The sequence below is a fragment of the Anaerobacillus sp. genome (genome assembly GCF_046314235.1).
Classification (GTDB): domain Bacteria; phylum Bacillota; class Bacilli; order Bacillales; family Anaerobacillaceae; genus Anaerobacillus.
Map to the genome: position 1 here is coordinate 69,466 of NZ_JBKBWN010000010.1, position 23,854 is coordinate 93,319.

The 23,854-nt window shown below is 36.3% G+C and carries 17 protein-coding genes and 1 other annotated feature; of the genes, 11 read left to right on the forward strand and 6 right to left on the reverse strand.

What is annotated here, in order from left to right; translation table 11 throughout:
* Nucleotides 1-291: 291 nt before the first annotated feature.
* From ACK4M9_RS14650 to ACK4M9_RS14660, 3 genes are all read left to right on the forward strand, one after another.
* Nucleotides 292-1,356, forward strand: a complete 1,065-nt coding sequence (locus tag ACK4M9_RS14650) for a diguanylate cyclase (RefSeq protein WP_409851993.1) — start codon at nucleotides 292-294, stop codon at nucleotides 1,354-1,356.
* A 219-nt stretch (nucleotides 1,357-1,575) separates the two neighbouring features.
* Nucleotides 1,576-4,401, forward strand: a complete 2,826-nt coding sequence (locus ACK4M9_RS14655) for a sensor domain-containing phosphodiesterase (RefSeq protein ID WP_409851996.1) — start codon at nucleotides 1,576-1,578, stop codon at nucleotides 4,399-4,401.
* 10 nt (nucleotides 4,402-4,411) lie between these two features.
* Entirely contained in the window at nucleotides 4,412-6,046 is a 1,635-nt protein-coding gene (locus ACK4M9_RS14660; RefSeq protein ID WP_409851998.1) for a thiamine pyrophosphate-binding protein, read from the forward strand.
* Nucleotides 6,047-6,128: 82 nt separating this feature from the next.
* Here ACK4M9_RS14660 and ACK4M9_RS14665 read toward each other — a convergent pair whose 3' ends face one another.
* Nucleotides 6,129-6,425: a hypothetical protein gene (locus ACK4M9_RS14665; protein WP_409852001.1), complete on the reverse strand. Its 297-nt coding sequence runs from the start codon at nucleotides 6,423-6,425 to the stop codon at nucleotides 6,129-6,131.
* A gap of 159 nt (nucleotides 6,426-6,584) precedes the next feature.
* Between ACK4M9_RS14665 and ACK4M9_RS14670 the strand changes: the two genes are divergently transcribed.
* Nucleotides 6,585-7,142 carry a DUF6944 family repetitive protein gene (locus ACK4M9_RS14670; RefSeq protein ID WP_409852004.1) on the forward strand — a complete coding sequence of 186 codons (558 nt, stop codon included), beginning with the start codon at nucleotides 6,585-6,587 and terminating at the stop codon, nucleotides 7,140-7,142.
* A gap of 54 nt (nucleotides 7,143-7,196) precedes the next feature.
* On the opposite strand, the gene ACK4M9_RS14675 is transcribed toward ACK4M9_RS14670, so the two are convergent.
* The gene (locus tag ACK4M9_RS14675) at nucleotides 7,197-9,119 is read right to left on the reverse strand and encodes a triple tyrosine motif-containing protein (RefSeq protein WP_409852006.1); all 1,923 of its coding nucleotides are present in this window, start codon (nucleotides 9,117-9,119) and stop codon (nucleotides 7,197-7,199) included.
* Between the two features lie 362 nt (nucleotides 9,120-9,481).
* Here ACK4M9_RS14675 and ACK4M9_RS14680 point away from each other — a divergent pair, with 362 nt between their 5' ends.
* Nucleotides 9,482-11,140: a glutamine--tRNA ligase/YqeY domain fusion protein gene (locus tag ACK4M9_RS14680; RefSeq protein WP_409852009.1), complete on the forward strand. Its 1,659-nt coding sequence runs from the start codon at nucleotides 9,482-9,484 to the stop codon at nucleotides 11,138-11,140.
* A 978-nt stretch (nucleotides 11,141-12,118) separates the two neighbouring features.
* Here the strand turns inward: ACK4M9_RS14680 and ACK4M9_RS14685 are convergent.
* Together ACK4M9_RS14685 and ACK4M9_RS14690 are read right to left on the reverse strand one after the other, a co-directional pair.
* Nucleotides 12,119-12,940 carry a histidinol-phosphatase HisJ family protein gene (locus ACK4M9_RS14685; RefSeq protein WP_409852233.1) on the reverse strand — a complete coding sequence of 274 codons (822 nt, stop codon included), beginning with the start codon at nucleotides 12,938-12,940 and terminating at the stop codon, nucleotides 12,119-12,121.
* Nucleotides 12,941-13,048: 108 nt separating this feature from the next.
* Nucleotides 13,049-14,254 (reverse strand): NAD(P)/FAD-dependent oxidoreductase, encoded by a 1,206-nt coding sequence (locus ACK4M9_RS14690; RefSeq protein ID WP_409852012.1) that lies wholly within the window; start codon nucleotides 14,252-14,254, stop codon nucleotides 13,049-13,051.
* 427 nt (nucleotides 14,255-14,681) lie between these two features.
* Here ACK4M9_RS14690 and cshA point away from each other — a divergent pair, with 427 nt between their 5' ends.
* The 3 genes from cshA (at nucleotide 14,682) to ACK4M9_RS14705 (ending at nucleotide 17,963) form a co-directional block, all read left to right on the forward strand.
* Complete coding sequence (cshA, locus tag ACK4M9_RS14695) at nucleotides 14,682-16,199, forward strand: degradosome RNA helicase CshA (protein WP_409852236.1); 1,518 nt, start codon at nucleotides 14,682-14,684, stop codon at nucleotides 16,197-16,199.
* A 152-nt stretch (nucleotides 16,200-16,351) separates the two neighbouring features.
* Nucleotides 16,352-17,032: a beta-phosphoglucomutase gene (pgmB, locus tag ACK4M9_RS14700; RefSeq protein ID WP_409852014.1), complete on the forward strand. Its 681-nt coding sequence runs from the start codon at nucleotides 16,352-16,354 to the stop codon at nucleotides 17,030-17,032.
* Nucleotides 17,013-17,963, forward strand: a complete 951-nt coding sequence (locus tag ACK4M9_RS14705) for an aminoimidazole riboside kinase (RefSeq protein ID WP_409852017.1) — start codon at nucleotides 17,013-17,015, stop codon at nucleotides 17,961-17,963. Before pgmB ends, ACK4M9_RS14705 begins: the two co-directional genes overlap by 20 nt.
* 67 nt (nucleotides 17,964-18,030) lie before the next feature.
* On the opposite strand, the gene ACK4M9_RS14710 is transcribed toward ACK4M9_RS14705, so the two are convergent.
* The gene (locus ACK4M9_RS14710; protein WP_409852020.1) at nucleotides 18,031-18,171 is read right to left on the reverse strand and encodes a YfhD family protein; all 141 of its coding nucleotides are present in this window, start codon (nucleotides 18,169-18,171) and stop codon (nucleotides 18,031-18,033) included.
* 158 nt (nucleotides 18,172-18,329) lie between these two features.
* Nucleotides 18,330-18,508 (forward strand) — a binding site (T-box leader).
* A gap of 254 nt (nucleotides 18,509-18,762) precedes the next feature.
* Here ACK4M9_RS14710 and ACK4M9_RS14715 point away from each other — a divergent pair.
* Entirely contained in the window at nucleotides 18,763-20,148 is a 1,386-nt protein-coding gene (locus ACK4M9_RS14715; protein ID WP_409852023.1) for a glycine--tRNA ligase, read from the forward strand.
* Between the two features lie 346 nt (nucleotides 20,149-20,494).
* Nucleotides 20,495-22,513 carry a methyl-accepting chemotaxis protein gene (locus ACK4M9_RS14720; protein WP_409852026.1) on the forward strand — a complete coding sequence of 673 codons (2,019 nt, stop codon included), beginning with the start codon at nucleotides 20,495-20,497 and terminating at the stop codon, nucleotides 22,511-22,513.
* A 149-nt stretch (nucleotides 22,514-22,662) separates the two neighbouring features.
* Here the strand turns inward: ACK4M9_RS14720 and mutT are convergent, their stop codons facing one another.
* Nucleotides 22,663-23,055 carry an 8-oxo-dGTP diphosphatase MutT gene (gene mutT, locus ACK4M9_RS14725; RefSeq protein WP_409852029.1) on the reverse strand — a complete coding sequence of 131 codons (393 nt, stop codon included), beginning with the start codon at nucleotides 23,053-23,055 and terminating at the stop codon, nucleotides 22,663-22,665.
* Nucleotides 23,056-23,171: 116 nt separating this feature from the next.
* On the opposite strand from mutT, the gene ACK4M9_RS14730 reads away from it, so the two are divergent.
* Entirely contained in the window at nucleotides 23,172-23,852 is a 681-nt protein-coding gene (locus tag ACK4M9_RS14730) for a uracil-DNA glycosylase (protein WP_409852032.1), read from the forward strand.
* The last annotated feature ends 2 nt before the right edge of the window (nucleotides 23,853-23,854 follow it).

The window sequence follows — 23,854 nt, forward strand, 5'->3', positions numbered from 1 at the left end:
CCTTGTCATTGAAGCATCCTTATAGCCTTTATTTTGTGTTAGAAAATTGTTTAAGATTGATAATTAGATAATAAGCAGCCCAAGGATAAAATTCTCTAGATTGTATTTCTGCATATTTGACCAGTAATAACAGACAACTATAAATAAAAATCTATATTCGAATATTCTTCTCTTCAGTAATGCATTTAACGAAACTTTTCCTCAAAAATTTTAATTTACATAATCTTCTAATGTACGTATAATTTGTTTAGTAGTAGAAGTTTTAGAAGGGGAGTGAGTACGCTGAGTACAATGAAAAGACTAGTAAAACAAGCTTATCAATCAGACCATGGTCTTGAAATCATTTTCTCTTCGTTAAGATGGTTATTTCTTTTGTTGTCTATCCTGGTTTTTTACATACAATATAAGAGTAATCCAGTAGATTTATACTTATACTTGTTTATAACCCTAGTAATCTTTGGATTTATCTATATGGCTTTATCGGACCTTTGTTTACACCTGACTCCAGAAAATTCATTTGTTTATAATACGATGACAAAAGGTGGGCCATTTTTTGATTATATTTCTTATTTTGCCCTAATCGCACTAACTGGTGGAATATATAGTCCACTAATTCCAATTGCATATTTAATTATTTTACATGTGACGGTTTATTGGAAATTCATTGGTGGAATGATAGCTTCGCTCTTGTTTATGGTAGGGTATACAATCGTTTTTATGATCCAAGCTAGTAATAAATTATCATATGACTATATGACTTACTCAACACAACTTGTGTTTTTGCTGCTGATTGGCTTTTTAGGAGGCATTGTTGTATCTAGAGAAAGACAGCTTTTTACTGAAAAGAATGTTTTAGAAAACTTGGCCAATAAGGATCACCTTACCAATCTTCATAATCACCGCTCTTTTCAAGAACAGCTAAGAGTATCAAAAGAAAAGAATTTAGTATTCTATCTTGTATTTGCTGATATTGACGAGTTTAAGAAAATAAATGATAAATACGGACATGTTGTTGGAGATCTCGTCTTGAAGAAGATTGCTAAAGTTCTAAGTACAAACATTCCCCAAAACGTTGGAACCGTTTATCGTTACGGTGGAGAAGAGTTCGCTATTTTATTATTTACAGATCAGTATTGTCTTGTAGAGAGACTTCTTGAAAATCTAAAGCTGAAAATTTCTGAAGAAGTTCATTACTGTCATGGTGGTAAGTTTTCAGTAACGATGAGTTTTGGTTGTAGTAAAAATGGGAGTGAAGAACCAATTCAGTTAATTGAAGAAGCAGACCGGTTATTATACGAAGCAAAACGGCAGGGTCGTAACCGGATTATACATAAACAAGAGCTTAAAAGCGGGTAATTATCTTCGGAATCAATTCGAGTCTTTGTCGACATAGAAATTAAATTAACATTCAGAAGCTGTCCTAGAATATTTCTAGGCCTTTTGTCGTTTTTTTAATAAAAAAAACAAAAAATAGCAAGCTTACTCGAATTGTAGCAGGAAGAAGTAGCGAAGATGTCGAATTATATAAGGATATATTATAAACATTCACGGTTTCGCATAGGAGGAAAGAACCAAATGCCCCGACACAAAATGAGAAATTCACGTCTTGTCAAAATTACAAAGTTAATAAGTACAAGTATAGAAGTACAGGAAGTATTTGAGCATGTAGTTAATGCTATTTCGGAAGAGTTTGTAAACTGTAATTCGGTGGGGATTTTCTTGCTACAGCAAGATGGGACATTTCAATGGTTCTTTGGTAAGACAGATTTGCTCTATGGAGCATTGTTGGAAAAGCATGTTATTGACCCGAAAAACGATATGCTAGCTAAAGAAGTTATTGAAACGAACAAAACGGTTACTGTTTGTAAAATAAAAAAGGAAGACCTTTTAGATAAGCAGCTAGTTGATGCTTTACATGTTAATTCGTTACTTGTTTCACCTATTTCAAATGGTGATGAAGTATACGGCCTCATATACTTAATCGACCATGAAAATCCATTAGGGATAACTGAAAAAGATATAGTTTCAGTAGAAAGAAATATTAATTTGGCTGCAGTAGCTATGTTAAATGCTGACAACTTAACACCTGTAGAAACTTTACTTTATGAGAAGCAGTTGTTACTAGACGTTACAAGAGATTTAGCACTTTGCTCAACAATGCAAGAAGTCTTAGATAAATGTTTCTATTACCTATCACAAGTCTTAAATAACGATAATATAGGTGCTCATATTTTAGATCCAATTGCTGATAGAAAAATTAAGCCGGCCCGACTAAATAGGGATAGTGATATGTCTGAGGAAGAATGGTTAGAAAAACATCGACAGTTAGAGATTGATCATAGCAAAGACCCGCTATTCCAAGAGGCTGTTAAAACGAAAAAATCGATATTTATTCCCGATGTTTTTGCCGATGCAAGACCTAATCATAAAGCATGTCGAGCATTTGGAATTAAAGGCTTATTCCGAATTCCTTTAGTTGCTATGGGAGAAGTTCTTGGTATTATATCTGTTGTAAATTTAGATGATAAGAATAGAACTTATTCAAAAGTTGAAATGCGCTTAGCACAATCTATCGTGGATGCAACTGCATTAGCATTGTCTAATTTACTTTTCCGAGAAAAACAAGAGATTATTATTCAAGAACGAACAGAAGAAATAACCTTAAAAAATAATGAACTAGAGAAAGTTGTTAGGGAACTGCAGCGTTTAAGTCGAGAAAAAGAACTAATTCTAAATTCAGCTGGAGAAGGGATTTTCGGATTAGGAACTGAGGGTGAGATTACGTTTTGTAACCCGGCTGCAGCAACGATGTTAGGCTATGAAAACAAGGAAGAATTGATAGGTAAAACATATTATAGTATTTTTCTTCGAATTAAAACGAGAAACTTACGTAAACATAAAAATTTCTCATTATACATTGAGAACAATCTTAGCAGTCAAAGTAATAATGAAGAATTTTTTAGGAAAGATGGAACACGTTTTCCTGTTGAATATGCAGTATCACCGATAAAAGAAGGTAAAAAACTAACCGGTTATGTAGTCATTTTTAAAGATATAACAGTCCGTAAGCAAATGGAAGAAAAGATTAAATACCATGCTTATTATGATAATTTAACGAATTTACCAAATCGTGTTCTATTAAAGGATCGCTTAAGTCAGGCACTTACGTATGCTCAGTTACATAACGAAAAATTAGCAGTTATGTTTATTGATTTAGACCGTTTTAAGCTAGTTAATGATACTCTTGGCCATAGTTATGGAGACTATTTATTACAACAAGTAGCGAAGCGTCTAAGAGGTTGCGTTCAAAAAGGATCTACTGTTTCAAGGCAAGGCGGCGATGAATTTACGATTATTTTGCCTAGTATTCATAAAGAAGCTGAAATTACAGCGGTCACGGATAGGATTTTAAAAGCTTTTTCTAGTTCCTTTGATTTGAAAGGGAATGAGGTTTTTATTAAACCTAGTATTGGAATTAGTATTTTCCCTGAAGACGGTGATTCAGTGGATTCCTTAATTAAAAATGCCGATACCGCGATGTATAAATCAAAAGAATTACACGGAAACAACTATCAATTCTATAAACCGTCGATGGAGAAGCGAAATTTAAAGAGTGTAAAAGTAGAAAATGCCCTTTATAGAGCATTAGATAATGACGAGTTTATCTTACATTATCAACCACAGATTAATTCCAGGACGAATAAGGTGGTTGGTGTTGAAGCCTTATTACGCTGGAATCACCCGACAATGGGGTTGATTTCACCGGCCGAATTTATTCCTGTTGCAGAGGAGACGGGTTTAATTGTTCCAATTGGGGAATGGGTACTTCGTAATGCTTGCAAACAGGTTAAGGCTTGGCATGAATTAGGTTTCACCTCAATCGTTATGTCTGTGAATTTATCGGCAAGGCAGTTTGAGAAGAAAAATTTAGTTGAATTAGTGGAAAGTATTTTAGTAGAAACAAAGTTGGATCCAAGTTTCCTAGAGTTAGAGCTTACTGAAAATTTAATTATAAAAAATACAGAATCTACGCTAGAAACAATGGAAAAGTTATGCGATTTAGGTATTAAAATATCTATTGATGATTTTGGAACTGGTTACTCATCATTAGGATATTTAAAGAGTTTTCCAATTAATACGTTAAAAATTGACCGTTCCTTTGTACACAATGTCATCGGTGACTTAGCAGATGCAGCGATAACCAATACAATTATTACTTTGGCTGATAATTTAAGTTTAAATGTTATTGCCGAAGGAGTAGAAACAGAAGATCAAAAGAACTTTCTCTCTTCTAAAGGATGCTTCCTTATGCAAGGCTATATGTTCAGTCCACCGATTAGAGCCGAGGAATTCAAGGAGAAATATTTTACGCATAAAGAAGAGAACATACTTTTGAATTAAGGAGACCACTATGAAAGCCGTACGTGCAGTATTGCATTTTTTAAAAAGGGGCGGAGTTAAGTATATTTTCGGAATACCAGCGGGTTCCGTAAATGCCTTTTTTGATGAATTGTATGATATGAAAGAATTAACGCCAATCATCGTAAAGCATGAGGGGGCCGCGTCTTATATGGCTGCGTCTTATGCAAAATACGGTAATGGTTTAAGTGTTTGCATTGCTAGTAGCGGTCCGGGTGCTACTAACTTACTTAGTGGCTGCGCAAACGCGATGCGTGAGCATCTCCCGGTATTGTTTTTAACAGGTGCAGTACCTGTGCAGGCAGTAGGGTTGAATGCATCGCAAGAGCTTAATGCAGTGCCAATTTTTCGTTCAATTACAAAGTATAGTGTAACGGTGAACAACTCTAAGGATTTACTTTCAGAAGTAGCGAAAGCTGTTGAGATTGCGATAAGTGGTGTACCTGGACCTGTTCATATTGAAATGCCTATTGATGTACAGCTTGATCAAGTAGATTTAGCTAATATCCCACCATTTCCAAAACGCGAACCCGTTTATCCCGATATGACAATTATCAAGCAAGCAGCTATCGCCTTACGGAGTGGTGAGACAGGCTATATTTTCGTAGGGCAAGGAGTCAGGGGTTCTGTTTCTGCGTTATTAGAAGTGGCAGAACTGCTACAATGGCCGATCATTGTCACTCCTCAAGGAAAAGGGTTAATCCCTGACGATCATCCACTATTTGCTGGAGTTTATGGCTTTGCTGGTCATGAATCTGCTTCTAAGTTAATTAATGATCAAGATCGAAAGGTTGTCCTTATTGTAGGTTCCAGTTTAGGAGAAACGGCAACAAATAATTGGAATGAAAATATAACAAAAGATCGCTTTACACTTCAGCTAGATTTTGATAGTACGGTTTTTCACCGCAAATATCATATTGATCTTCCGATACTAGGTGATATTGACTTAAGCTTACTATACTTAATTGAATACCTAAAAGATTTAGGTTTATCGAAAGAGAACGGAAAACAAATCGAGAAAAGCACATATATTTCAGCGAAGGAATATATTTCTCAAGATGTATTGTTAAAATTGCAGGAGCATTTACCATCATCAACTCGTTATACGATAGATGTTGGCGAGTTTATGGCGTATGTAATTCATTATATGAATGTCAAAGATTCGGATACGTTTGATATTAATATTCACTTTGGTGCTATGGGACAGGGGATAAGTGCCGCCTTTGGTTCAAAACTAGCTGAACCTGACAGGCCGGTTGTTTGCATTACTGGAGATGGCTGCTTTTTCATGCACGGTATGGAAATGTTAACAGCCAAGGAATATAAACTACCTATTTTATTTGTGATTATGAATAACGCACGTTTAGGGATGGTTTATCATGGTCATTCGCTACAGTATAATCGTTCCCATCCCCGCTTTGAGCAGCAGGCAGTAAATATTACGGCTATGGCTGAAGCCCTTGGAATTCCAAGTGTTCGGGTTGAAAGTATGGATGATATTAATAAATTTATTATGAATCATCTAATGAGTTTTGAGGGACCAGCAATTTTAGAAGTCTCATTAGTAGATGATAATCCACCGCCTATGGGCGAAAGAGTTAAGTTTCTCTCTTCATTTGGTAAGTAGTCTTTAAAGCCCCTTTAAAAAGGGGCTGTTTTATTTTGGAAAGGATATTTTAAAAGTCGTATTAAAATATATGTGTATAACTTTATTCTCCACTCAACGCCCTCAAATAACCTTTTTGACCTAATGTTTCTTTACCATTAATACAATCTAATATATATTCTCTTAAACGTTGATTTTGTTTAAACATTTGCTCGTTAGCCGCTGTTAGATATTCAATTTTTGTATTAGTAGATTGTGTAAGGTCTTGATTTGAAACTGAATTTGGTTGAAATTTTTCAATTAGAAGCTGAAGTTCATGGATATGTGCAATCATATGCTTTCGGTCTTTTTCGAGCTGTAGTAAACGAGTTTCAATAGTCTCTAGCCGTTGTTCAATCATTTTTTCCCCCTTAAACATAATTACTTGTTTTTTACTGATGTATGAATAATAAAGATATATTATTCCTATTTATGATTTTCTACGCACCTGACTTCACTAAACTACGATAAGACGAATATAAATAACTATTCAAAGTTAAATTGGATTGGTGGGAAACAGGTGACAGACGATTACAAACTTGTAACAGGCGCCTGGATGGAGGCAATCGGGACAATCATCTCAGCACTTGCTGAAACGAGGGAATTGGTTGGAATTACGGAATTTAATAATAGAATAGTTGCTGTAGGCAAAGGTCTTCAGGCTGTTGGCTCTATGTTAATCGGGACTGTTGAAACAGATGACCCACTCAATTTTGCTGGGAATTGGATTGATGGAGCGGGGGCAGCAGGGAGTTCAATTGCATCTTACTTGAAATATCTTGAACCTGAAAACAGGGAGGCGAATATTCGCCTTGAAATACTCGGGGACTCTTTCCAATCGATGGGAGCATCAATTAGTGCCCTAGCTGACCATTTAGCAGGTGAGGAAGCTTTAGCACTAGGTAACGCGGCACAAGGCTTAGGCGCTGGGCTAGAAGCTATCGGTGCAAATTATCGCTTAAAAGATCGCAGAGAAGAAGGTCAATCTCTGATTACAATTGGAGCGATTATCCAAGCTATTGGTGCTAATTCTAACGCTATTGTCATAACAAGGCAACTAATTGATACTGAAAGTTAAGAAAGCTACTCAACCGTTAATAAAGGAGAGTAGCTTTTTAGTGTTGTTAATAAATTATTCTATTACAAAAGTCATTTCTTTACTATCGTCGAAATTGTCATTAGACAACCTATGCTTTACTTCAGTCCTAATTGTATAAGTACCAGTATTTGTAGGGTACCAATTGTAGTAGTTTTGCTGAGAATAGTCCTGAAGAACAGACCATTCTACGCCGTTGTAAATAGAAAATTTATATAAGTGGTCATTTGTCTCGTTTGACTGAGCAGAAAATTGAATTTCAGTATTAGCCAATTCCGGACTAGTTTTATCTACATCGAAATTCGTTAGCAGTGCAGGTGTGAAAACGGTGTAATCAATTGTTTTTTGACTATCATATTTATTCTTTGAATCTTTATGTTTGGCAAGTACCTTGATTTGGTATGAACCGGCTTTAGTTGGTTTCCAAGATGTTTGGTTTTTACTAGCAAAGTCTTGGATGGTTACCCACTTATCACCGTTATAGATTTGAAATTTGAATACGTTATTGTTTTTGCTGTTAGATTGAGCTGTTATATTAATAGTACTATTAATAGGTTGCGGGCTTTGCTTATTTACCAATAGTTTGTTTATTTTAGCCTCGTTGAAAATGTCATAACTGATAATAGTTTCTGACTCAAACTTTTTATTGGAATTTTTATTTTTAGCTAGAACTTTAATTTGATAGGATCCAGCTTTAGTAGGTTTCCATGTTGCTTTATTTTTACTAGAAAAGTCTTGAATAGTAACCCATTTGTTACCATTGAAAACTTGGAATTTGAATAGATTATTTTTGTTATTATTAGATGAAGCTGTGATACGTAAAGAGCTATTAATAGGTTGCGGGCTTTGCTGGCTGACTACAACTTCATTTATTTTAGCTTTATCAAAGATTTTATAGTTAATTATCTTTTCACTATCAAATTTTTTCTTCGAAAGTTTATGCTTGACTTGAACTCGAATTTTATAAGATCCTGACTTTTTAGGAGTCCATGTAGCTTTAGATTTTGTAGAGAAATCTTGGATAGTAACCCATTTCTCGCCATTGTAATAGGAAAACTTATATATGTTATCCGATTTATGATTCGTTTGAGCTGAAATTGTTAACGTTGTTTTAGTAGGTTGAGGACTAACTTTATGAACTTTTAAAGAATTAACTTTAGCTTGTTCAAAAACAACGAAATTCAATATTTCTTTCTCATCATCAAAACTATTTTTTGAATGTTTATTTTTAACTTGGACTTTAAGCGTATACAATCCAGGTTTGGCTGGTTTCCACTCAATTTTATTAGTTTTTGAAAAATTATTAAGAGTAGTCCACGATTTGCCATCATGCACCATAAACTTATATAACGTATCTGATGTAGATCCACTAGATAAAGATGTAGTAACTGTTATGGAGGTATTGACTGGCTGCGGACTTGTCTTATTGACTATTATTTTATTAATCTTACTTCCTACAATATAGCCATTAGCTGTTGCGATGCGATCAAAACTATCTTTTGAACTTGTAATAATGACAGGAGTATTTAGACTAACTTGTTCGAACAACCAACGTACATCGTCATTGTACATCCGAACACAGCCAGCACTGGCATATGTTCCAATAGAATTTGGATTATTATTACCGTGTATTGCATAAGTAGTTCCATAAGTTCCTCGAGCATTTAGGCCAAGCCAACGATCTCCTAATGGGTTGCTTGGATCTCCACCAGGGATATTATCCTTATAATATGGACGGTTTTTAATCTTGTTAACAATCTTAAAGCTACCTTCAGGAGTGTAGTTACTCTGTCTACCTGTGGTGACTTTGAATTTTTTTTCAAGTTTACCTTGATTATAGTAGGCAAGCTCGTTTGAGTTTTTATTAATAATAATCATTTTACTACTATTACTTGCAAAAGCAGAAGTACCTCCAACAAAAAGGAAAAGCAATAGAAATAAACATGTTAATTTTTTCATAATCCACCCCGATTTATACAATAAATATTGGATTCTATCATAAAAGTAAGTGTATTTTAAAATAATAGAAATATTTGTAAAAAGGTAGGGTGAAAACAATAAAATGTTTCGACAATTTTTATGGGAAGTTTACAGGTTTCAAGAACAAAAAAGTTGTTTTATAAAGATTGACCTATTAACTAGGGTGAACTTTTAACTAAATAAATAACCAATTCTTTTAGTTCAAAGCGAAGTTATGAAAATTAAATTGACGGGTTTATTCTTTTACGGACTCAGATACAATACATACATAGATATATTTGATTTTTTATGATATAACTACAATTAATGTTAACTAGAGACTGGAGAAAGGTTGGTATTAAATGGAGAATAAATCGAGCAGTTCTAATTTTATAAAACATATTGTCGTAGAAGACTTGAAAGCAGGAAAGTATGATCAAATTGTTACTCGCTTTCCCCCAGAGCCCAACGGATATTTACATATTGGACATGCAAAATCAATCGTACTTAATTTCGAATTAGCTGACGAGTTTAAAGGAAGAACAAACTTACGTTTTGATGATACGAATCCTTTAAAAGAAGATGTAGAGTTTGTTGAATCTATTAAAGAAGATGTGAAATGGCTTGGATTCGGTTGGGATGGATTATTTTTTGCATCTGATTACTTTGATGAAATGTACGATCGAGCAGTTCTTCTTATTAAAAAGGGGCTTGCTTACGTTGAAGATATGTCACAAGAGGAAATTCGCGCTTACCGTGGTACATTAACTGAGCCGGGTAAGGAAAGTCCGTCTAGAAGCCGTTCTATGGAAGAAAATTTAGACCTTTTTGAAAGAATGAAAAATGGTGAATTCCAAAATGGTGAAAAAGTTCTCCGTGCAAAAATAGATATGGCGTCGCCAAATATCAACCTACGTGATCCAGTTATCTACCGTATTTCACATACAACTCACCATAATACTGGTGATAAGTGGTGCATTTATCCGATGTATGCTTTTGCACACCCATTAGAAGATGCAATTGAAGGTGTGACTCATTCTATTTGTACGTTAGAGTTTGAAGACCAACGCCCATTTTATGATTGGGTGGTAGAACAATGTGAAATGGAATCAACGCCAAGACAATATGAGTTTGCGCGCTTAAACTTAACGAATACGGTTATGAGTAAAAGGAAGCTTAAGCAATTCGTTGATGAAAATATTGTTGATGGTTGGGACGACCCAAGGATGCCAACAATTTCTGGCTTAAGAAGAAAAGGCTATACGCCAGAAGCGATCCGTCAATTTTGCCGTGAAATAGGTGTTTCCCGTGCATTTAGTACAGTTGACGAACAAATGTTAGAGCACTTTATTCGTGAAGATTTGAAGTTAAAAGCACCTAGAACAATGGCTGTTTTGGAACCATTAAAAGTTGTAATTACAAACTACCCAGAAGGACAAGTTGAGTGGTTAGATGCTGAGATTAACCCTGAAAACGAAGAAATGGGCTCGCGTAAAATCCCATTTTCCCGTGAAATCTATATTGAACAAGATGATTTTATGGAAAATCCACCGAAAAAATACTTCCGCTTATTCCCGGGAAATGAAGTCCGCTTAAAGCATGCGTATTTTATTAAATGTGAGGAAGTAATTAAAGATGAGAATGGAAAAGTTGTTGAACTTCATTGCACGTATGATCCTGATACAAAGAGTGGTTCAGGATTTACTGGCCGCAAAGTAAAAGGAACGCTTCATTGGGTAGAGGCAACAAATGCAATTGAAACTGAGTTTCGTTTATATGAGCCGTTAATTCTTGACGATGCTGGGGACGATGGCGAAGATAAGAACTTCCTTGAAAAAGTTAATCCTAATTCAATGGAGATCTTGAAAGGGTTTATTGAGCCGAATATGGCTGATTCAAAAGGTCATGATAAATTCCAATTCTTTAGACACGGATATTTCAATGTTGATCCGAAGCAAACGATTGAAGGCAAACCAGTTTTTAATCGAATTGTTTCGCTGAAAAGCTCGTTTAAAATATAAGATTATAAAAACCAAGTCTTAGAAGGAAGTGCTTCTAAGACTTGGTTTTTTTAGTGTATTGAAAAGGTCATTTGCAGAGAGCGTTGCCAAACAAGGCTTGGTTGTTCATGCATAGTGTGCGAAGTTTGTAGCCTATTTAGGTGGTGGGATATAAAAAAAGCACGAGGGATTATTCTGGGTATTGTCAGTTTCTATTCAAATAAAATTTAGGGATGTACGCACTCGAATTCTTAAAATCAGCCTCTATTCTGTCCAAGGTTGGGACAACCTTACTCTTTTTCAGCTAGAAGCAATCCGAAGTTGACTAAGTTTTGGACTACTTTTCGTTTTTTCAGCTAGAACTGCCCGAAGTTGACCAAGGTTGGGACTACTTTTCGTTTCTTCAGCTAGAACCTGTCCGAAGTTGACCAAGGTTGGGACTACTTTTCGTTTTTTCAGCTAGAACCTGTCCGAAGTTGACCAAGGTTGGGACTACTTTTCGTTTTTTCAGCTAGAACCTGTCCGAAGTTGACCAAGTTTTGGACTACTTTTCGTTTCTTCAGCTAGAACCTGTCCGAAGTTGACCAAGGTTGGGACTACTTTTCGTTTCTTCAGCTAGAACCTGTCCGAAGTTGACCAAGGTTGGGACTACTTTTCGTTTTTTCAGCTAGAACCTGTCCGAAGTTGACCAAGGTTGGGACTACTTTTCATTTTTTTAACCTGCTCCTGTCCAAATCTCAACCGCAGTCGTTACTAATTTATCCTGCATTGATAACCACTAATTGACATAGGCTGTACCGCACGGAAGTATGACTGCAGGCCATGTGACAAGTATAGTTACAAGTGAGATTGATATAGATATCTATAAAGACCCAGAACAACAAATTGAAATTTCAGCATAAATAAAATAGGAGGCTGACGTTGTATCAGTCTCCTACTTTTCATGGGTTTTTGATCTTGATCAAATCAGAAAATTTTAGGTCAGTCCTGCTCAAAAAATTACTTTAATATTCCACTCAAAGAAACAAAGGTTGGTTTTCGTTGACGAAACGTCGTAACATACTTAAACCCTGCTTGCTCCAATAACTGATAGCCAAATTCCAAATGTTTGCCAACAAAATGCTTGCTATGGGCATCAGTTCCGACAGTGATAATTTCACCGCCGACATCCTTGTAGAGTTTGAGAAAAGGAAGGTCCGGTAGAGCGCAATCGATCCGGTACCGAAACCCGGACATATTGACCTCAATGCCTCGTTCAGATTCAATCAGAATTTTAAATGTATTCTCAATAATGTCGTAATAATTTTTCCACTGCACATCAGCCCAATAAGCTTTTACATAATGCAAATAACGCTTAATAAGAGTCAAATGACCCAACACATTAAAGTCAGCAAATTCCTTCACATATTGATTAATCGTTAGAAAGTATGTTTCGAGAGCCTCGTCCAAGGATTTTCCCTTAAAGTAGTCGCCATTATGAAGATCAAGGTCGTCAGCTAGGTGTACCGAACCAATGATAAAATCAAAATCATTAGCTTTAGCAAACATGCTGTTCTCTTTGTGTTTAAACGGATGGATTCCAATTTCCACCGCTTTAAGGATCTTGAGTTTATTTAAATATTGTTCTTGGACCTGGTCAATGGCTTTAGCATATTCCTGATAATCAAAGTCAAAAATAAGATCACAATTCGGATAAAAATAGTCAATGTGCTCAGTGAAGGCAATTTCCTTTACTCCGGCTTCAATAGCAGCTTCACATGCTTCTGCTAACTTCATTTTTGAATCGGCGCTAAACAGTGAATGTACATGATAATCAAACATACCCAAAATCCTCTCCATGTAGTTTGATCATATTTTACCACATAACAATTCTGAATAAGTGAAAATGAGGTCCTCCAAGTAAAGCCGATGTATTGTTTTTCTATTAAGCTAACGTAGTGAACGTGTTTGAATATATAGATCTAGGTTAGGGTTTGCACCTTGAACAATTAAGTCACGGATTATTTTGGCCAGCACCATATTGTAGACGGTCCCATTATCACCGTAGCCGTAAAGGAAGTAACAGTTAGGATGGTCATCGTACAAGCCGAGTATTGGCATTCCATCATGAGTACCACCGTAAAAAGCAGCTAAGTAAAATTCAGGTTTGAAGTGGATATTAGGAAAAAATTTATTAAATTCTTTGACTAACTGATCACGTTTATGGAGTAACATTGAGTCACGTCGGTCTACGAATGAAGTAGACTCGTCTAGCCCACCAAAAATAATTCGATTGTCATGGGTTGTTCGCATATAGAAATAAGGGCGGTCAGTCTCCCAAATTAACGTTCGATTATACCAAAATTCTTCAACAGGGTTACTAATAATTGCATAAGAGCTAGTTATATCAGCATTTTTTTCTTTTTTAAATTCCAATCCTTCATACCCAGCAGCAATAATGACATGCTTTGCCTTAATAGTTTTCTGTTCTTTCGTTACAAATTGTACAAAATCGGGTGCAATTTTTTTCTTGCTTACTTCAGTGTTGGAATAAACTCTTACACCGTTACTCTCTGCTTTTTCTAAAAGTCCGTAAGTAAAAGCTAATGGATTAAGTTCAGCGTCGTTTAAAGAGTAGATAGCAGCAGGTGCATAAAAAGGGTAATGCTTTTTAACTTTATTTTCATCAAAATATACAACATTAAAATCATGCTTTTTCAACAAATTATATTCCCTATCAATTTTTTCTATATCTTCTAAAGAGCTAGCAAAATACAAACTATCTCTCCGTGTAAAGTGGCAGTCAAGGGGAAGTTCTTTTGCTGCTTTTTCAATTTCATTAATCGCTTGCTCGCAAAGCTTTAGATGACGAGTTGCCCGGTCTTCACCAAATGTTTGAGCAAGCTCAAAAAACATTTTATCACCTGAATATTGAATTAAAGCAGTATTTGTACTTGTACTTCCTAAGCCAATCTCTCGTTTATCAACGACAACAACATTCAAATTATCTTGAGATAAATAATAGGCACATTGTGCCCCTGAACTACCGCCACCAATAATTAAAACATCACAAGATACATCTTCTTCTAACGGTGGATATGTAGGTTTATTTGTAATCGTTGTAGGCCAATAAAATTTGCCACTCTGTAGGTCCATTTACTTACAACTCCTTAAAAAAATTGTACCGTTAAATAGTTTCTCCTATTAAAAAATAAAAATAATCCTTTATTTAATTGTTAAATAGTAGTAAGATAGGTAGGTTGCATTCATTCTTGAATTTTATGGTTAAAAAACTGTTAGGTAGGGAATGAATGAAATGAGATGAAAGAAATGTTAGAAACATCGTTTTTAATGGGCGGTTATGGGGTTGACTTGGATGGAGATAAATTCTCCCATGTTAAGTGCGCTAAAATTGGGCACTCTATTTTTATACTTAAGTTAGATAATGAAGTATAAAATGGCAAGTTTTATTGTAAACTTGGTTGTTGTTATTTACAACAACCAAGTGGGGAAGTTTAATAAAGTCAACCTCTTATACCGCCCGTCAGAAGGGATAAAAACCACTTATAAAGGAGAAATGAATTTGGCAACTTTTAACGACTTTGGTTTAGACCAAAAAATTATTCGCGCAATATCAGATATGGGATTTGAGGAAGCAACTCCGATACAAGCACAGACGATTCCTACGGCAATCGCAGGTAAGGATTTAATTGGACAAGCGCAAACAGGAACAGGGAAGACAGCAGCATTTGGTATCCCACTTATTGAAAAAGCAGATACTAGTCAAGCGGATATTCAATCAGTTATCCTTACACCAACACGAGAATTAGCAGTCCAAATCGCAGAAGAAATAAACAAAATCGGTCAATATAAAGGTGTAAAAGCATTACCAATTTACGGTGGGCAAGATATCAGTCGTCAACTTAGAGCATTAAAGCAAAGACCGCAAATCGTTGTTGCAACACCTGGTCGTTTTATGGACCATATGCGTCGTAAAACAATCAACCTACAATCGATTAGTATTGTTGTTCTTGATGAAGCAGATGAAATGTTAAATATGGGCTTTGTTGAAGATATTGAAACAATCTTAAAAGAGGTTCCTGCATCTCGCCAGACATTACTTTTCTCTGCAACAATGCCAAAACGTATTCAAACTCTTGCTCAAAAGTTTTTACGTGAGCCAGAATTTATTACTGTAAAAGCAAAAGAGATGACAGTAGAAAATATTGAGCAACAGTACATGGAAGTTTCAGAAAAACAGAAATTTGATGCACTATGCCGTATGCTTGACATTCATACACCAGATCTTGCAATTATTTTTGGACGCACAAAGCGTCGTGTTGACGAGCTTTCAGAAGCGCTACTTAAACGCGGTTATATTGCTGAAGGAATCCATGGCGATTTAAACCAAGCAAAGCGTGATAGTGTTATTCGTAAGTTTAAGGAATCAACAATTGAAGTCCTTGTAGCAACTGACGTAGCTGCCCGTGGTATTGACGTTAGTGGCGTAACTCACGTTTACAACTTTGATATTCCGCAAGACCCTGAGAGCTATGTTCACCGTATTGGGCGTACAGGTCGTGCTGGGAAAACAGGTTTAGCATTAATGTTTGTAACACCGAGAGAAATTGACCACTTGAAGTCAATTGAAAAGATGACAAATCGTAAAATTACTCGTATTGCAGTACCGACTTTTGCTGAGGCGATTGAAGGTCAGCAACGATTAACGATTGATAAACTTTTAGAAACTATTGAAGAAAAAGAATATTTAGCTTATAAAAATAGTGCAGAGCAGCTTTTAGAAGAAATTGACTCGGTAACGCTTGTAGCTGCAGCTTTAAAAATGTTGGTAAAAGAACCGAATACAACACCTGTAAAAATTACTGGTGAAGCGCCACTTCGTGTCAAAAAAGCCAAGTTTGATGGTAAAAAAGGCGGCGGTGGTAACTACCGTGGTGGTGGTAGCGGCGGCGGAAGAGACCGTGATCGTGATCGCAACCGTGGTGGGGGCGGTAGTCGTCCACGTAAAGAGGGCGAAGGACGTCCACCAAGAAATAATGCAGAACGTAGCTTTAAAAAGAGAAATAAGAGTAAAGAATAAGAAAAAGGGGGATCCAAATTGGATCTCCCTTCTTTCATTACTAGCAATAAGATGTTGATCATCTATATTATTAGGGTTAAAATTACGGTTGGAGTCTTCTTTTTGTTTACTATACCTGAAGTTTTTTAGATGAGAAGGATTGATGAAATATTATGAAAAAGTTAGCAGCGGTTATTTTTGATTTAGACGGTGTCATCGCTAATACAGTCGAATTATATTTTGAAGCAGGAAAACGGCTTGCCGATGAACTAAATGTCCCTTATAGCAGAGAATTAAATCAAAAACTTCAAGGTTTAAACCGTTATAAAACAGTGGAGATTATGTTAGGAGACAAAGTTAATCTATATAGTGAGGCTGAAATTTGCTCGCACGGGGACCTGAAAAGTGAATATTACCGAGAATTGCTGGAAACATTATCAGAAAAAGACGTCCTCCCAGGGATATTAGACTTTCTTAATGAAATTAAAGAATTTCGAATTAAAACTGCGCTTGCTTCTTCAAGCTCTAATGCTGATCTAGTGCTTAAGAAACTAGGAGTTGAAAAATACATAGATTATGTTGTTGATATTAGAGAAGTAAAAAACGGCAAACCGTCACCAGAGATCTTCTTATTGGCAGCAGAAGGTTTAGGTATTGCCCCACATAATTGTGCCGCAATAGAAGATGGGGAAGCAGGGTTAGCGGGCATTATGGCAACAGAGATGTTTTCAATTGGAGTTGGAAAACATAAAGAAATGGCTAAAGCTAATTGGTATATTGAATCGACTACAGAATTGCAGCTAAATACATTACTAGAAAAATGGGGGGATTTTCATGAAAAAAGGTGTTATTAGTTTAGGAGAAGCGTTAGTTGACTTTATTCCAGTAGATAGTACAAATACGAGCTACATGAAAAGTCCAGGAGGGGCACCAGCAAACGTAGCTGTGGGTGTTGCCCGACTAGGAGCAAGTTCAACTTTCCTTGGTAAGGTGGGTGATGATGTTTTAGGGCAATTCCTAAAGCAGACACTGAAAATAAATGGAGTTTGGACAGATCAATTATTTTTTACTGATGCTGCAAAAACAAATTTGGTGTTTGTAACGTTAGGTGAAAATGGTGAGCGAAGCTTTGATTTTTTCATAAAGCCTAGCGCAGATCAATTACTACATGAGGATGATATTCAAGAACGGGTTTTTCAAATTAGTAAAATTTTGCACTTTGGTTCAATTAGTTTAATTAATGAACCAGCAAGAACTGCGACAAAAAAGGCCGTGCAGATAGCTAAAAAAAATGGCATGATTGTATCATATGATCCAAACATACGCTTGGGGCTGTGGGAAAATGAAGACATAGCACGTCAAACAATCATATCCATGTTACGTGAAGCAGATGTGTTAAAAATTTCCGAGGAAGAGCTTGAATTCATAACTGGAGAAAAAGATATTGAAAAAGGCTTAGCTAATTTAGCTGAACACCAAATTACTTTAATCCTCGTTACATTAGGTAGCGAAGGGAGTTATCTATATTTAAATGGCGAAATAGCTCATGTAGAAGCGATGAAGGTTGAAGCGATCGATACGACTGGGTCTGGAGATGCTTTTGTTTCAGCGATATTATATAAATTAGAAAAGCGAGGCAAGGGTCTCCTAAACTTGACGCTAAATGATGCGATAGAGATCGTGCGTTTTGCAAGTGTTTCCGGTGCTCTTGCAGCATCTACAAAAGGAGCAATGACAGCCTTGCCAACATTAGCACAAGTAAAAGAGATATTAGAAGGAAAATAAAACAGTGTATAAGTTATTATTAACGGGTAGGAGTGTAGAGAATTGTAATGCTCTACACTCTTACTTTTTAATCTCTTACATCGTAACGACCATCAATTTCTTTTGCCCACTGTAAATCATCATCAGTAGTAGCTATGTCTTTTTTAGGTGTTTGCGGCAAGCTATTTTTATTTTTATCACGTGTTTTTTGTTTACGAGCACGTCCCATTCATATCAGCTCCTTTCGTTTTCTATTTTTTGCGAAGAGTTAAATGGATATGTAACGAAAAATAACTTATTAATATGTATAAATTTCATGCTTTTTTCTGAGAATAAGTTTGACGAGACGTGTAAGATTTGATATGATGAACTACAATAAAATTTTATACAAAAACAGTGAAAGACGAATAGTAGTTAAATTAAGCTTCCAAAGCGAGCTAGGGATGGTGTGAGCCTAGTGAAGAGCTTTAACGAAACGGCAGTCTGGAGTTTTTATGATAAAGTGGGTATATGACATCGTATACCAACTAGGGTGGAACCGCGGGAGCTAAACTCTCGTCCCTAGGCTAGAAAAGCCTAGGGACGGGAGTTTTTTTTATTTACTCTTACGTCTGTTTTGGCTTTTCAGACAAATTAATAAGGTGTCCGCCTCAGATGGAAAAACTAGTAGTTTTGTCCATTTAGGGTGCCAGGCACCAATGAAAGTTCACTTTCACCAACACAGGTGTAAAATTGATCGACACAAAAAATCCAATTGAAGAAAGTGAACTTTCCTGTAGATACTATTTATAGGGTAGACACCAAATAAGGAGTGGGTAAAATGTCAAAGGTAACAATGGATCAAATCGTATCACATGCTAAACACCGTGGGTTTATCTTTCCAGGGTCTGAGATTTACGGAGGCTTAGCTAATACTTGGGATTATGGTCCCCTTGGTGTTGAGCTAAAAAACAACGTGAAAAAAGCTTGGTGGCAAAAGTTTGTTCAAGAGTCACCTTATAATGTCGGTCTAGATGCTGCGATCTTAATGAACCCTCGTACGTGGGAAGCTTCTGGTCATATCGGCAACTTTAATGATCCGATGATCGATTGTAAAAAGTGTAAAGCTAGACATCGTGCTGACAAAATTATCGAAAATGCCCTAGATGCAAAAGGAATTGAAATGATTGTTGATGGACTTTCGTTTGAAAAGATGGAAGAATTAATTCAAGAGCATAACATTGTTTGTCCTGATTGTGGTGCGATGGATTACACATCAATTCGTCAGTTCAACTTAATGTTTAAAACATTCCAAGGGGTAACTGAAACAAGCACAAATGAAATTTACCTTCGTCCAGAAACAGCACAAGGAATCTTCGTAAACTTTAAAAATGTTCAAAGAACAATGCGTAAAAAGTTGCCGTTTGGAATTTGCCAAATCGGTAAAAGTTTCCGTAATGAAATTACCCCGGGTAACTTTACGTTCCGTACTAGGGAATTTGAGCAAATGGAGCTTGAATTTTTCTGTAAGCCAGGAGAAGAACTAAAATGGTTTGATTTCTGGAAAGAAGAAGCTGACAAGTGGTTAACTGGACTTGGGTTATCAAAGGAAAATGTCCGTATGCGTGATCATGCAGATGATGAGTTATCTCACTACAGCAACGCTACTACTGACTTTGAGTATAAGTTTCCGTTCGGTTGGGGCGAGCTTTGGGGTGTTGCTTCTCGAACAAACTTTGACTTAAAGCAACATATGGAGTTTTCTGGAGAAGACTTCAACTATCACGATCAAGAAACAAATGAGCGTTTTATTCCATACTGCATCGAGCCTTCACTAGGTGCTGATCGCGTGACATTAGCCTTTTTGATTGATGCATTTAAAGAAGAACAGCTAGAAGATGGCACAAGCCGCACAGTGATGCAACTGCACCCAGCCTTAGCACCATTTAAAGCTGCAATCTTACCACTATCAAAAAAATTATCTGAAGGTGCTCAAGCTGTGTTTGCTGACCTTGCCAAGCACTTCATGGTTGATTATGATGAAGCTGGTTCAATCGGAAAACGTTACCGTCGTCACGACGAAATTGGAACGCCATTCTGTATTACGTACGACTTTGACTCCCAGGAAGACAATATGGTGACTGTTCGTGATCGTGACACGATGGAGCAAACTCGCGTTGCAATTGCAGAACTAAAGAGCTTTTTAGAAGGGAAAATGCAATTCTAAGTGAGAAAACGAGTGAGGCCTGTGCCTGCTCGTTTTTTTTTGCATATGGCTTGTCTTGCACTACTTTTCTAGAATAAAGAAGCCTTAGAAATAAATTCGACACAATTCAACATATTTAATTTGTGAATTCAAGTGAGATCTATAATGATATCCTAAAATCAAAAGTAGACAATTGTTATATTAATATAATTAATTATGGAGGTGTCGGTCTCCTGTTCACTTACAGAATGCTAATTCCCACACATTGCTATTTTTGTCAGTGCCAAATCTTATTGATAGTTTAATTTTATTGAAATATAATGAAGTATAAATAAGATTTTAAGTTTACTAGGGGAGTAGGGGAATTATGAAGAGTATTAAAACGAAGTTAGTTCTACTTTTTTCGACAATTATCTTTTTAGCGTCATCCGCATTAGGTTTCTTTGCATTGAACAATGCTAGTCAATTGATTGTTGCAGAAGCCGAAGCTGGACTAGAAGCAGTAGTAACAGAGGGAGCGCGACTTACAGAAAGTCGTATTGAAAGTCAGTTCAGGTATTTAGAAGGTTTAGCAAATATTGACGTATTGTCAAATCCAAATGAAGACATTGAAAAGAAAATGCAAATTTTACTTGAAAAAATAGATGAAAGTGGTTACATCAGAATTGGTGTTACTGATTTAAAAGGGAATCTTTATTTGTCTGACAGCTATGGCTTAAAAAAGCAAATTGTTGATGTAAAAGAGCGAGGCTACTATCAAAATTCTCTTCAAGGTGAGCGTCAAATTATGCCACCTGCAATCAGTGTTAATCCTGATGATAATGGTGGGATGGTTATGGTAAGTTCAATCCCGTTATATCATAATAAAAAAGTAAGTGGCGTATTGGTAGCAGTAGGAAAAGCAGATTTTTTAAATAATATTGTTGACGATATGAGTTACGGCGAACAAGGCTATGGCTATATTATCGATGGCAAAGGAACCGTAATTGCTCATCCGAACCGTGATCTTGTTATTGAACAATTCAATCCAATTATCGGGCAAGAAACAGATGACAGTCTGAAGTCGTTAGGAAATATATTTACACAAATAATCGAAAATCATAAAGGTATTGATGAGTACACCTTTAACGGAAATGTTTTGTATGCTGGCTATGCTGAAATTCCAAGTACAGACTGGTCTTTAGTAATGGCTGCACCTGAAAAACAAGTACTTGCAGCAGTGCCGGTCCTATCAAGGGAAATATTGTTCATAACGCTAATCGTTTTGGCCATTAGTATAGTTATAACTTATTTTGTAGGATCTTCAATAACTAAGCCTATCATTTCAGTAATTAGGCACTCCGACAAAATTGCATCACTTAATCTTACTGAAGATGTGCCAAAATCACTATTAAACAAAAAGGATGAGGTTGGCGGTCTAGCAAAAGCACTTCAAACGATAACAGATAGCTTGCGTTCAGTAATTAAAGATATTACAGAATCGGCAGAGCATGTTTCGGCTTCATCAGAAGAGCTTACAGCTACCTCGCAACAATCAGCAAGTGCTACTGAAGAAGTAGCAAAAACAGTCGCAGAAATAGCTAGTGGTGCTTCAAGTCAAGCTCAAAGTACAGAACAAGGCTCAGAACAGGCATTTATGTTAGGGGAAACAGTTGCCAAAGATCAGGCTTATTTGAGACAGCTGAACGCCGCTTCACAAAAAGTTAATCAAGTTGTTGAAGAAGGGCTATTGGAAATCGATAATCTAATAAAAATTTCGAACGAAAGTAGTAAATCTACAAAAGAGGTAGAAGAAGGTATCATTAAAACGAATGAAAGTGCTCAAAAAATTGGTGAAGCAAGTAGTGTCATTGCAACAATTGCTAATCAGACAAATTTATTGGCATTAAATGCAGCGATTGAGGCGGCACGTGCAGGCGAGGCGGGAAAAGGATTTTCTGTTGTTGCCGATGAAATTCGCAAACTAGCAGAACAATCAACGAACTCTACTAAAGTCATTGACGAAGTTGTTCGTGAATTACAGATTAATTCAAAAGCAGCTGTAGAAGTTATGGAAAGAGTCTCTGCGATATTAAGAGATCAAGAAGTTAGTGTTAGAGAAAGTAAGAAAAAATACGAGACTATTGATCAAGCTATGAAAGAGGCTGAAGCAATAGAAGAAAAACTTAATGTATCAGGAGACGAAATGGAGCAGATGAAGGATGCGATTATCGACACGTTGCAAAGTCTCTCGGCAATCGCTGAAGAAAATTCCGCTTCAACTGAAGAGGTAGCAGCAACAATGGAGGAGCAAACAGCCTCGATTGAAGATATCTCACGAGCTAGTGAAGATCTTTCCAACTTAGCACAAAATTTACAAGCGATTATTACGAAGTTTAAAGTATAAATTCAGTGAGGCTGTCCCATAAGTGTCAGAGCACCTCAAGTCAGACTATAGATAGAAGTGTATGTTTTGTACAAAATCTATTTATAGTAGGCGAGGTGACTGATACTTTGCTTTTGGGACAGCCTCATTTGTTTTGTTTTCCGTTCTATTTAACTGCAACTTATAAGTGTTTCAACCGTTGGCAAATCAGCAGGTGCCCATTTTAATTCGGCTAAGTTTTCTTTTCTCACCCAACGTATCTCAGCATGTTCTAACGCAATCGGTTCACCCTCTTGAATGGTCGCCAAATACGTAAGCAAGTTAACAGTAATGGTCGGATATTCATATGTAATATCTTTTAGCAAAGACCCTATTTTTAGTGTGCATCCTAACTCTTCATGGATTTCTCGGACTAGAGCAGTTTCCGGCAATTCACTACCCTGAATTTTCCCGCCAGGAAATTCCCATAAGTTTGGCATCGACATGTTAGCCGATCTGATTGCACATAAAATTTCACCATTCTCATTTTCAATTACTGCACCAACAACTTTTACAGTTTTCATACTAAGAAACATCTCCTGAAGAATTTTTATTCTTTCCTATTTTCTATTTTATCACTTTCTTTAGACTCGCAACTAAAAGTATAATAATGTTAACATAAAGCAAAGGAAGCAAATGGATGAATAAGATAATAAATGACTGGAACGAGTTATTACAAGACGAATTTCAACAGCCATACTTTCAAGAATTACAACATTTCTTAAAAGAAGAATCAACTATTTTTTTTCCTGATCAAAGAGATATTTTTAATGCTCTTAATTACACAGCTTACAAACATACAAAGGTTGTCATTCTTGGCCAAGATCCTTACCATGGCAAAGGACAAGCGCATGGCCTTAGCTTTTCTGTACAACCTGGTGTAAAACAGCCACCTAGTTTGAAAAACATCTTTAAAGAGCTAGAGACTGACTTAGGGCACCCCGTACCAAACCATGGCTATTTACAATCCTGGGCGGATCACGGGGTACTATTACTGAACACAGTACTAACAGTTAGAGAAGGTCAGCCTAACTCCCATAAAGGAATAGGTTGGGAAAAGTTCACGGATAAAGTAATCTCGCTACTAAATGATCGTCAGCAACCAGTTGTTTTTATCCTGTGGGGTAAACATGCATCCCAGAAAAAAGAACTAATCTTGGCACCGCAGCATTTTATCATTGAGTCACCTCACCCTAGTCCTTTTTCGGCACACCGTGGTTTCTTTGGTAGTCGACCTTTTTCTAGAGTAAACCAATTTTTACAGTCCATTCATTGTAGCGAAATCGACTGGGAAATCCCAAGTGTTTACGAAGAAGAGTAAAA

Excerpts from the sequence above, each read along its gene's own strand:
- ACK4M9_RS14690 (WP_409852012.1), bottom strand. The coding sequence starts at position 14,254 with ATGGACCTACAGAGTGGCAAATTTTATTGGCCTACAACGATTACAAAT.
- ACK4M9_RS14665 (WP_409852001.1), bottom strand. The coding sequence starts at position 6,425 with ATGATTGAACAACGGCTAGAGACTATTGAAACTCGTTTACTACAGCTC.
- pgmB (WP_409852014.1), top strand. The coding sequence starts at position 16,352 with ATGAAAAAGTTAGCAGCGGTTATTTTTGATTTAGACGGTGTCATCGCT.
- ACK4M9_RS14730 (WP_409852032.1), top strand. The coding sequence starts at position 23,172 with ATGAATAAGATAATAAATGACTGGAACGAGTTATTACAAGACGAATTT.
- ACK4M9_RS14685 (WP_409852233.1), bottom strand. The coding sequence starts at position 12,940 with ATGTTTGATTATCATGTACATTCACTGTTTAGCGCCGATTCAAAAATG.
- ACK4M9_RS14720 (WP_409852026.1), top strand. The coding sequence starts at position 20,495 with ATGAAGAGTATTAAAACGAAGTTAGTTCTACTTTTTTCGACAATTATC.
- ACK4M9_RS14675 (WP_409852006.1), bottom strand. The coding sequence starts at position 9,119 with ATGAAAAAATTAACATGTTTATTTCTATTGCTTTTCCTTTTTGTTGGA.
- ACK4M9_RS14705 (WP_409852017.1), top strand. The coding sequence starts at position 17,013 with ATGAAAAAAGGTGTTATTAGTTTAGGAGAAGCGTTAGTTGACTTTATT.
- ACK4M9_RS14660 (WP_409851998.1), top strand. The coding sequence starts at position 4,412 with ATGAAAGCCGTACGTGCAGTATTGCATTTTTTAAAAAGGGGCGGAGTT.
- ACK4M9_RS14715 (WP_409852023.1), top strand. The coding sequence starts at position 18,763 with ATGTCAAAGGTAACAATGGATCAAATCGTATCACATGCTAAACACCGT.
- ACK4M9_RS14680 (WP_409852009.1), top strand. The coding sequence starts at position 9,482 with ATGGAGAATAAATCGAGCAGTTCTAATTTTATAAAACATATTGTCGTA.
- ACK4M9_RS14710 (WP_409852020.1), bottom strand. The coding sequence starts at position 18,171 with ATGGGACGTGCTCGTAAACAAAAAACACGTGATAAAAATAAAAATAGC.
- mutT (WP_409852029.1), bottom strand. The coding sequence starts at position 23,055 with ATGAAAACTGTAAAAGTTGTTGGTGCAGTAATTGAAAATGAGAATGGT.
- ACK4M9_RS14650 (WP_409851993.1), top strand. The coding sequence starts at position 292 with ATGAAAAGACTAGTAAAACAAGCTTATCAATCAGACCATGGTCTTGAA.
- ACK4M9_RS14655 (WP_409851996.1), top strand. The coding sequence starts at position 1,576 with ATGCCCCGACACAAAATGAGAAATTCACGTCTTGTCAAAATTACAAAG.